The sequence below is a fragment of the Methylobacterium sp. JK268 genome, assembly GCF_054052225.1.
On the sequence record NZ_JBSVZN010000025.1, the window covers coordinates 136,699 to 145,467 of the forward strand.

7 protein-coding genes are annotated in these 8,769 nt (G+C 73.5%); 5 read left to right on the forward strand and 2 right to left on the reverse strand.

The genetic code is table 11. The features are described 5' to 3' along the window. Positions 1–12: 12 nt before the first annotated feature. Positions 13–3,486, reverse strand: a complete 3,474-nt coding sequence (gene addA / locus ACW9J6_RS23700) for a double-strand break repair helicase AddA (protein WP_457118980.1) — start codon at positions 3,484–3,486, stop codon at positions 13–15. A gap of 207 nt (positions 3,487–3,693) precedes the next feature. Between addA and ACW9J6_RS23705 the strand changes: the two genes are divergently transcribed. Next, the gene (locus ACW9J6_RS23705; protein ID WP_457118981.1) at positions 3,694–4,242 is read left to right on the forward strand and encodes a cytochrome b; all 549 of its coding nucleotides are present in this window, start codon (positions 3,694–3,696) and stop codon (positions 4,240–4,242) included. Between the two features lie 7 nt (positions 4,243–4,249). On the opposite strand, the gene ACW9J6_RS23710 is transcribed toward ACW9J6_RS23705, so the two are convergent. After that, positions 4,250–5,059, reverse strand: coding sequence for an AraC family transcriptional regulator (locus tag ACW9J6_RS23710; RefSeq protein ID WP_457118982.1), 810 nt, complete (start codon positions 5,057–5,059; stop codon positions 4,250–4,252). Between the two features lie 101 nt (positions 5,060–5,160). Between ACW9J6_RS23710 and ACW9J6_RS23715 the strand changes: the two genes are divergently transcribed. From ACW9J6_RS23715 to ACW9J6_RS23730, 4 genes are all read left to right on the forward strand, one after another. Beyond that, positions 5,161–6,345 (forward strand): FAD-dependent oxidoreductase, encoded by a 1,185-nt coding sequence (locus ACW9J6_RS23715; protein WP_457118983.1) that lies wholly within the window; start codon positions 5,161–5,163, stop codon positions 6,343–6,345. Between the two features lie 10 nt (positions 6,346–6,355). Then, entirely contained in the window at positions 6,356–6,754 is a 399-nt protein-coding gene (locus ACW9J6_RS23720) for a hypothetical protein (protein ID WP_457118984.1), read from the forward strand. Positions 6,755–6,946: 192 nt separating this feature from the next. Beyond that, positions 6,947–7,246 carry a hypothetical protein gene (locus tag ACW9J6_RS23725; RefSeq protein WP_457118985.1) on the forward strand — a complete coding sequence of 100 codons (300 nt, stop codon included), beginning with the start codon at positions 6,947–6,949 and terminating at the stop codon, positions 7,244–7,246. Positions 7,247–7,780: 534 nt separating this feature from the next. Continuing rightward, a protein-coding gene (locus tag ACW9J6_RS23730) for an IS630 family transposase (RefSeq protein ID WP_457116050.1) occupies positions 7,781–8,727 on the forward strand; the annotation gives its coding sequence in 2 pieces (ribosomal slippage) (positions 7,781–8,120 and positions 8,120–8,727; 948 coding nt in all). Positions 8,728–8,769: the final 42 nt, after the last annotated feature.

Consider the following 8,769-nt stretch of genomic DNA (forward strand, 5'->3'; position numbering starts at 1 on the left):
GTCCCCGCCGCATCAGCCCGGGCGGATCGTGTCCAGCGCCGCCGCGCAATCCGCGCCGCTGAGGCGGCGGATGACCGGCCCGGCCGTCCAGACGAGGAGCGGGATCACGGTGCGCTCCGGATGGATGCGCGCCAGGAGCGCCGCGTAGAGCGCCACCTGAGCGGCCATCCCGACCGGGGTCGGCGCGCCCGCCTCGGGCGGGCGGCCGGTCTTGAAATCGCACAGCCAGACGGCATCGTCCGCGACCGCGAGCCGGTCGATGCGGCCGTGGACCGGCCACTCCGCCCCGCGCAGCGCGATCGTCCCGGCCACCGCGACCTCGGCCCGGGCCTGCGGGCCGAACAGGGCCGCGAGGTCGGGCTCGGCGAGGAGGCGCAGCACCCCCGCGACCACGGACTCCCGGTCCCGCACCGGCAGGCCCGGCGCCCGCGCCGCCACGAAGGAGGCGGCCGCCGCCGCGCGCCGCTCGGGCGCCACGTCCGGCAGGTGTTCCAGCAGGGCGTGGATCAGCACGCCGCGGCGCCGCGCCGCCGGGTCGGAGGAGCGGGCATCCGAGCGGCGCGGCTCGTCGGCGGCGCCGAGGCCGGAGGGGCGCAGGGGCGGCAGCGGCTCGGCCTCCGGCGCCACCGGGCGGAACAGCCAGGCGGGCCGCTCCAGCGGCGGCGGGGCCGGGACCTCCGTGACGGGCGCGGCCGTCGGCGCGGCGCCGTGCCGCCACGTCCGGGCCGGGCCGTAGGGCATCTCGGCGAGCTCGACCGCCCCGAACGCCTCGGCGAGGCCGCGGCGGACCATCTCGCACCACGCCTCCGGGCTCTCCTTGTCGCGCCCCCGGTACGGCGCGATCACCAGCCGGTCCTTGGCGCGGGTCATCGCCACGTAGAGCAGGCGGTTGTGCTCCTGACGGGCGCGCTCGTGCAACGCCGCGCGGGCCGATGCGCCCGCCGGGCAATCGTGCCCCCGGGAGGGGGACCAGACCGGCACCGTGCCATCGGGCAGGCCCCCGGGAGTGAGGACCGGCACCGGCAGCAGCGGCGGGTCGTTGCGGCCCAGCGGCTCGCAGCCGTCGATCAGCACGACGAGGCCCGCCTCCAGGCCCTTGGCGCCGTGCACGGTCATCACCCGCACCTCGTCGCGGGCCGATTCGAGGTCGCGCTTGACCGTGTGCCCGCCCGCGTCGCGTCCCCCGCTCGGGGCGTAGCGGGACAGGAACCCGGTGAGCGAGGGCGCGTCCGCGCCCTGCTCGGCCTGGGCCGCCGCGGTGAGGAAGACGTCGATCGCGTCCCCCGCCTCGCCGCCGAGCCGGGCCACGAGCCGGCTGCGCCCGCCGCGCGGCCCGAGCAGCTCCGCGTAGAAGCCGAAGGGCCCGGCCGCGCGGGCGAGGTCGCGCCAGGCCGCGAGCGCCGCGGCGCCGCGGATCGCCGCCGGGTCCCCCTCCTCCGCCCGGCGCGTCAGGGCGGCAGCGAGGGATTCGGCCGGATCGCGGCGGGCGGCGATCCGCACGAGGTCGTCGTCGTCGAGCCCGACGAGGGGCGTCTTGAGGGCGGTGGCGAGGGTGAGGTCGTCCTCCGGCAGGAGGGCGGCGCGCCCCGCCGCCACGAGATCCATCACGGCGATGTGGGCGGCGATGTCGAGCCGGTCCTGGCCGGCCACCGGCACGCCCTCGCCCTTCAGCGCCCGGATCACCGCCTCGAAGGCCGCCGAGCGCTTGCGCACCAGGATCAGGATCTCGCCCGGCCGCCAGATCCGGCCGGTCTCGTCCCCCTGCATGGTCCAGCACCGCACCGCGCGGGCGACGCGGCGCGCCACCACCAGGGCGGGCGCGCCGGCCTCGACCGAGTCCACCGGCTGCACCCAGGCATCCGGCTCGGCCTCCTCGGAGGGCTCCTCCGTCGGCCACAGCTCCACCTGGCCGGGCGCGCCGACCCGCACCGTCTCGTGCACGGTGCCGACCGCCCCGTCGCCGAAGGACAGACCGCGGTAATGCTCGGCCACCGCGAAGGTGGCGTCGACGCCGCGCAGCACGCCCTTGGCCGAACGGAACGACAGCGTGAGCCCGACATCCTCGAAGGCGAGCCCGGCCGCGAGGGCCGCCTTGCGCCACGCCTGCCGGGTGGTCTCGAACTCCTCCGGGGCGGCGCCCTGGAAGCTGTAGATCGACTGTTTGGGATCGCCCACCGCGAAGCGGGTGCGGGGCAGGCCGCCGCTGCGCGCGCCCTCGCCGGCGCAGAACTCCTCGGTGATCCGGCGCAGGATCTCCCACTGCTCGGGATTGGTGTCCTGCGCCTCGTCGATCAGCACGTGGTCGACGCCGCGGTCGAGCTTGTAGAGGACCCAGGCCGAATCGACCCGGGTCAGCAGGTCGAGGGTCTTGTGGATCAGGTCGTCGAAGTCGAGGGCGCCGAGCCGCGCCTTCTGCAGCTCGACGCGCCGGTGGATCTCGGCCGCCAGCGTGAACAGGGCGGCGGTGCGGGCCTGGGCGCGGGCCGCCTTCAGGCGCTCGCGCAGGAGTCCGAGCCGGGCCTGCTCGTCGAGCAGCGCCTGCTTGACCGCATCGGGCACCGCCTTGGTGCCGAGGGTGGAGGCGGCGTAGGGCTCGCCCTCCCCCTCGTCCTTGAAGAACACCGCGAGGTAGAGCGGCAGGGCCTGCGGCCCCTCCGCGGCGGCGGCGAGCGCCAGGGCGTCGGCGCGCTTCTCGTCCGTGGCCTTGCCGGTGCGCAGCTTGGCCGCGAGCCCGGCCCAGTCGGCCGGGGCGCCGTCGAGCATCCGCGCCTCGATGGACGCGACGTCCTCGCCCGGGGCGAGGCCGAGCGCCCGGCGCAGCGCATCGAGCCGCGCGGCGACGCCGTCCCGGTGGGTGAGGAGCGCGCGGGCCCGCACCGCCTCGCCGATCGCCCGGCGCAGGACGTCGCCCGCCGCCTCCGGCGCCACGAGCGCCAGCGCCCCGGCGAGGTGCGGGTGGCCCCCGTCGACCGCGTCGGCGAGCACGTTGTCGATGATCCGGTCCAGCGCCTCGCGGCTCTGGGCCTCGTCGAGGACGACGAAGCGGGCCGGCACGTTCGCCTCGAAGGGCACGAGGTGCAGCAGCCGCTCGCAGAGCGCGTGCAGGGTCTCGATCTTGAGGCCGCCCGGCGTCTCGACCGCGCGGGCGAAGAGGCGGCGCGCCCGGCGCAGGGTGGCGGCGTCCGGCCGCTCGCCTTCGAGCGCCGTGAGCTCCGCCCGCAGCGCCTCCTCGGGCAGGGTCACCCAGCGCCCGAGCCGCTCGAAGACCCGGATCGCCATGTTGGCGGCGGCCGCCTTGGTGAAGGTCAGGCAGAGGATCTTCGAGGGCGGCGCCCCGTGCAGGAGGAGCCGCACCACCCGGTCGGTCAGGACCTTGGTCTTGCCCGCGCCGGCATTGGCCGAGACCCAGGCCGAGGCGCGCGGATCCGCGGCGCGCCGCTGCGCCCCCTGCGTGACCGCGTCGACCACGAACCCCTCGATCCCCATTCCGCCTCCTGTCCGCACCGCCGCGACGCGGTCGGGCATTCTGCCCGCCCGACCCTGGCTCCGGATCAAGGCCGTGGCGGGGATCGGGCCTTATGCACAGGCAATCCGGCGCCGATCGCGGCCGGATGCGGCGTCGGCGCAACAGGATGGCGGCTTGCAAACTGGAATCATTCCAATAACTGCCGGGGACGAGCGAAGGAGAGCGCCATGGCGAATCCCACGACCGCGGCCCCGGAGGACGTGCTGGTCCGCTACGACACCACCACGATCGTGCTGCACTGGCTGACCGCGCTCCTGGTGGCGACCCTGTGGGGGCTCGGCCAGACCAACGACTGGTGGCCGCGCGGCCCCTTGCGCACGGGGCTGTGGTCGACGCACGTGCTCCTCGGCCTCGTGCTGACCGCGACGCTGCTGACGCGGGTGGTCTGGCGGATCGGCCCCGGCCGGGCCCTGCCCTCGGCGCATGACGGGCCGCTGCGCTTCGTCGAGCGCAGCACGCATACCGGGCTCTACCTGCTGCTGATCGCGGTGGCGGGGCTCGGCATCGCGGACGCGCTGGTGCGCGGCTTCGTGCTGTTCGGCACCATCCCGCTGCCGCAGGTCGGCGACAGGGACTGGCGCCGCCCGATCCACCACTGGCACGAACTCGCCGCCAACACGGTGGTGATCGTGGCCGGGCTCCACGCGGCGGCGGGGCTGTTCCACCACTACGCCCGCCGGGACGGGGTGCTGCGGCGGATGTGGCGGGCAACGTGAGGCCGGGTCAGACCGGGCGCCGCCCCGCCAGCGAGCGCGTCGGCGCCGTGCCGGTGGCGCGGCGGAACATGGCGATGAACCCCGAGGGCGAGGCGTAGCCGAGATCCTCCGCCACCGCACCGACCGCGTCCCCGGCGGCGAGCCGCTCGAAGGCGCGGATCAGCCGGGCCTGCTGGCGCCACTGGGCGAAGCTCAGGCCGGTCTCGGCCCGCATCAGCCGGCGCAGGGAGCGGGGCGAGAGGGCGCCCCAGGCCGCCCATTCCTCCAGGGAGCGGGTGTCGCCGGGCTGCGCGGCGAGCGCCCGCGCGATCCGCACGAGGCGGGGATCCTGCGGCATCGGCAGGTGCAGCGGCTCGCGCGGGGCGTTCCGGATCTCGTCGAGGAGCACCTGCGCGGCCCGCTCCTCCGGCAGCGCGAGGATGTCCCGCGGCGTCCAGGTCACGGCGCGCCGCACCAGGGCCCGCATCAGCTCGCCGATTCCGAACACGCGCGGGGAATCCGGCAGGTCGCGGCAGGCCGCGGGGGCGATCAGCACGGTCCAGCCGCGCGTCGCGCCGCTCAAGGTGACGGCATGCCGCTCGCCCGGCGGCATCCAGCCGGCCCGCTGCGGCGGCAGGATCCACGATCCGCGCGCGGTGCGCACGTGGATGAGGCCGGTCTCCACGCAGAAGACCTGCCCGCGGAGATGGGCGTGCCAGTCGACCTCGCGCGTCCCCAGCCGGAACGGGCTGCCCGGATCGTCGCTCCCCTCGAGGGCGACGAGGACCGGGCCGTCGGGCCGCTCGCTCGCGTCGACGGGGTCCGGGGCAGGCAGCATCGCTTTGGCCGGTTCTCGCGATCAATCGACCCGATCGCGATACCATGGCGGCGCCCGCCGGACCTAACGTCATGTCCGCGAAATCCGGTCGGGAGCGGATGGTGTCGAGACCTCTTCACGTGACGATCATCGGGGCGGGCCTCGGCGGCCTCTGCCTCGCCCAGGGCCTGCGGCGGCGCGGTGTCGCCTTCAGCGTCTTCGAGAAGGATCCGGCGGCGGGCACCCGGAGCCAGGGCTATCGGATCCGGATCGACCAGACGGGGCAACGCGCGCTGGCAGCCTGCCTGCCGCCCGACCTCGCGCGGCTGTTCCGGGAGACCTGCTCCGTGGCGGGGTCTGCCGGAGCCTTCCTCGGCCCGGATCTCCGGCCGGTCCGCGGTCGCGCCGCCGAGACGTGGCGGCTCGCGGCGACGACCGAGGCCGAGGGCGGGAGCGGCGATCTCAGCGCCAACCGGATGACCCTGCGCGAGGTGCTCCTCGACGGCATCGCGGACCGCGTGCGGTTCGGCCGGGCCTTCGCCGCAGCGGTGCCCCGCGCGGAAGGCGGGCTGCGCGTCACCTTCGCGGAGGGCGGCACCATCGACACGGACATCCTCGTGGGCGCCGACGGCGTGAACTCTGCCGTGCGGGACACCATCCTGCCGGACGCCGCGCCCCGGGAGACGGGTGCGGCCTGCCTGTACGGGCTGACGGTGCCGGCGCGGGAGAGCGGCATCGCCGCGCCCCTGCTGGCGGGTCCCACGGTGGTCTTCGCGGAGGAGGTCGCGGTGATCCTGGATCCCCTCACTTACCGCTTCCCGCCGCAGGCCGCGCGGCTCACGCCCGTCGCCGACTCCTTCTACTGGGCCATCGTCGGGCTGTCGGAGCGCCTGGGCCTCGGCGCCTTTGGCGATGTCCTCAGCGACGTGATCCGCCCGCTCACGCGCGGCTGGCATCCCGGCCTGAGGGCCGTGTTCGCCCAGGCCGATGCGGCGACGATCGCGGCGCTGCCGGTGCGCAGCGCCCCTCCCCTCGTGCCCTGGAGCCCGAACCGGATCACGCTCCTCGGCGACGCGATCCACACCATGAGCCCGGCGGGCGGGCTCGGCGCCAACAGCGCCCTGGCCGACGCCGCGCGGCTCGCCGGACATCTCGCCGAGGCCGCCGCCGGCCGCGCGCCGCTGATCGACGCGGTCGGCGTCTACGAGGCCGACATGCGCGCGCGGGCGAACGCCGCCATCGCCGCGTCGCTCGACGCCACCCGCCGCCTCCTCGGCGAGGCGGCGTCCCTCGCCTCCTGCGCCTGAGGAGCCCGCCATGACGCTCGACGCTTCGTCCTTCGCTATCCACGACGTGGCGGATTTCCCCCTCGTCCGCTGGCGGCCCGAGCAGGTCGCGCCCGGCTACGCCGCCGCCTGGGAGCGCGAGATGGAGGCGCTCGTCGCCCACGGCGCCCCCTTCGTGATCCTGTTCGCGGGCGGCCGGGCCGCGGAGCCGCACGAGGACCGCGTGCGGCGCGGCCTCTGGCTCAAGCGCCACAAGGAGGCGCTGGCCCGGCATTGCCGCGCCCTGATCACCGTCGAGCCCGACCCGGAGGCGAGGCTGGCCTTCGACGCGCAGGCCGCGCTGACACGCCGGGCCTTCGGGATCCCGATGGAGAGTGCGGCCTCGGCCGACGAGGCGGTGGACCTCGCGCGGCGGCGGCTGCAGCCGTGAGGGCTTGCGGGGACGTCGGCCGTCTCCCGCACCTGCCGGGCGCGGCCATCCGCAACCGCCGCGCTCCCAACACCTGCCGCAGGGTTTGAAACCGGAGCGATCCGAGCTATCCTCTCCGTCGTGGTTCCCGTCAGTCTGTCTGTGATGTCGCTCTGGGGTGGATCGCTCGACGCGGACCGAGGCCTAATCCCGATGACGTCCGTCGCCTTCGACACGCTGAAGTTCGTGCGAACCCTTCGCGACAAGGCGAAGATGTCGCCCGAGCAGGCGGAAGGGCTGGCCGACGCCCTGTCGGAAGCCATCCAGAGCGACTTGGCGACGAAGTCCGACATCGCGGCCGTGAAGGCCAATCTGAGGGAAAGCGAACTCCGCCTGGAAGCGAAGATCGAAACCACGAAATCCGAGATCATCAAGTGGATGATCGGATCGATTGGATTTCAGGCGATCGTCATCGTCGGCGCCATCGTGGCGCTGGCCAGGGCGACGCACTGAACGTTCCATGGGGCGGGACATCACCCGAGGCGACAACGCGAGCGCACGTCGACCATATCGCGCGACGATGCATCTTTCGATGGAAGCAGGCTGGTCGGGCGGGCCCAATCGACTCGGACTCGCATCCCACTTTCCCGGACAATGCGGCGTCAGGGAACGAGAAAAAAGACCCGGGAAAGGGGCTGCCGCTACGACGCAGGCGCCCCCTGGCGGCACCCACTGCGGTCCGCTGCGCCGCTTGAACGCAAAGGAAACCCAACCAGCTTGACCGTGCGAGGGGCCGCTTGCGACCCATTACGGTCATCCTGACCTCCGTCGCTTACGACAGCCTTCGCAAGTCAAAAGGCTTGATGGGCGGAAAATAGATGCAGTCGAGAGCGTCGAAGATTACGTCGAACACGCTGCCAGCGTTGCGGGCATAAGCTAGAGCATTTATCGTTCAGGTAGAAATGGCTTCGCTTGGCTGGACGTGGTCCCGCTCCTATGTGGATGTTACCTGGTGGAGATCAATCCTCAGGTGCACGAGGAGGAACCGTGCCTGCCGCCCTGTCCGTCGATCTTCGTCGTCGCGTCGTTGCTGCTCTGGAGCAGGGCTTGTCCTGCTCGCAAGTCGCCGAGCGGTTCGGCGTCAGCCCAGCCAGTGCCAGCCGGTGGCGCACCCAGTTGAGCTGCGACGGTTCGCTAGCAGCTGCCCCCATGGGCGGGGACCGTCGCTCGGCTGATCTCGAAGAGCACGCCTCGGTTCTGCTCGACCAGGTCGCGCGGACGCCCGACCTGACGCTGGCCGAGTTGAAGGGTCGTCTGTCCCGGCGCGGGGTCAAGACCTCGCTCAGCGCGATCGCGCGCCTGCTCACGCGGCACGGCCTGACATATAAAAAAAGACAGCGCATGCCGCCGAGCAGCAACTCCCAGACGTGAAGGAAGTCCGCGAGGCGTGGTTTGAGGACCAGCTCGACCTGGATCCGGAGCGGCTGGTGTTCGTGGACGAGACCGGGGTCAACACCAAGATGGCGCGTTTGCGCGGGCGAGCGCCCTGCGGCGAACGATGCCGGATGGCGACCCCGCACGGGCATTGGGCGAGCACGACGCTGGTGCTGGGCTTGCGCAGCGATGGGCTGGTCGCCCCGCATCTGCGCCGCGGCGCGATGACCGGTGCCGCATTCCTGGCCTACGTGAAGGAGGAGTTGGCGCCGAGCCTGCGCCCGGGCGACACGGTGATCCTCGACAACCTGTCGGCCCACAAGGTGGAGGGGGTGCGCGAGGCAGTCGCGGAGGTGGGAGCGCGGATCCTGTATGTCCCCGCCTACTCGCCAGACTTCAACCCGATCGAACAGGTGTTTGCCAAGATCAAGGCGCTGCTGCGCAAGGCGGCAGCGCGCAGCGAGGAGGCTCTGTATCGGGCCGTCCAGCGCATCCTGCGCTGCTTCAAGCCACGGGAGTGCGGCCGCATCATCGCTGCGTCGGGCTACGATGCCGACTGAGCCGCAAGCCAAGCTATTTCTAACTGAACGGCAAACGCTCTA

Excerpts from the sequence above, each read along its gene's own strand:
- addA (WP_457118980.1), bottom strand. The coding sequence starts at position 3,486 with ATGGGGATCGAGGGGTTCGTGGTCGACGCGGTCACGCAGGGGGCGCAG.
- ACW9J6_RS23705 (WP_457118981.1), top strand. The coding sequence starts at position 3,694 with ATGGCGAATCCCACGACCGCGGCCCCGGAGGACGTGCTGGTCCGCTAC.
- ACW9J6_RS23710 (WP_457118982.1), bottom strand. The coding sequence starts at position 5,059 with ATGCTGCCTGCCCCGGACCCCGTCGACGCGAGCGAGCGGCCCGACGGC.
- ACW9J6_RS23720 (WP_457118984.1), top strand. The coding sequence starts at position 6,356 with ATGACGCTCGACGCTTCGTCCTTCGCTATCCACGACGTGGCGGATTTC.
- ACW9J6_RS23725 (WP_457118985.1), top strand. The coding sequence starts at position 6,947 with ATGACGTCCGTCGCCTTCGACACGCTGAAGTTCGTGCGAACCCTTCGC.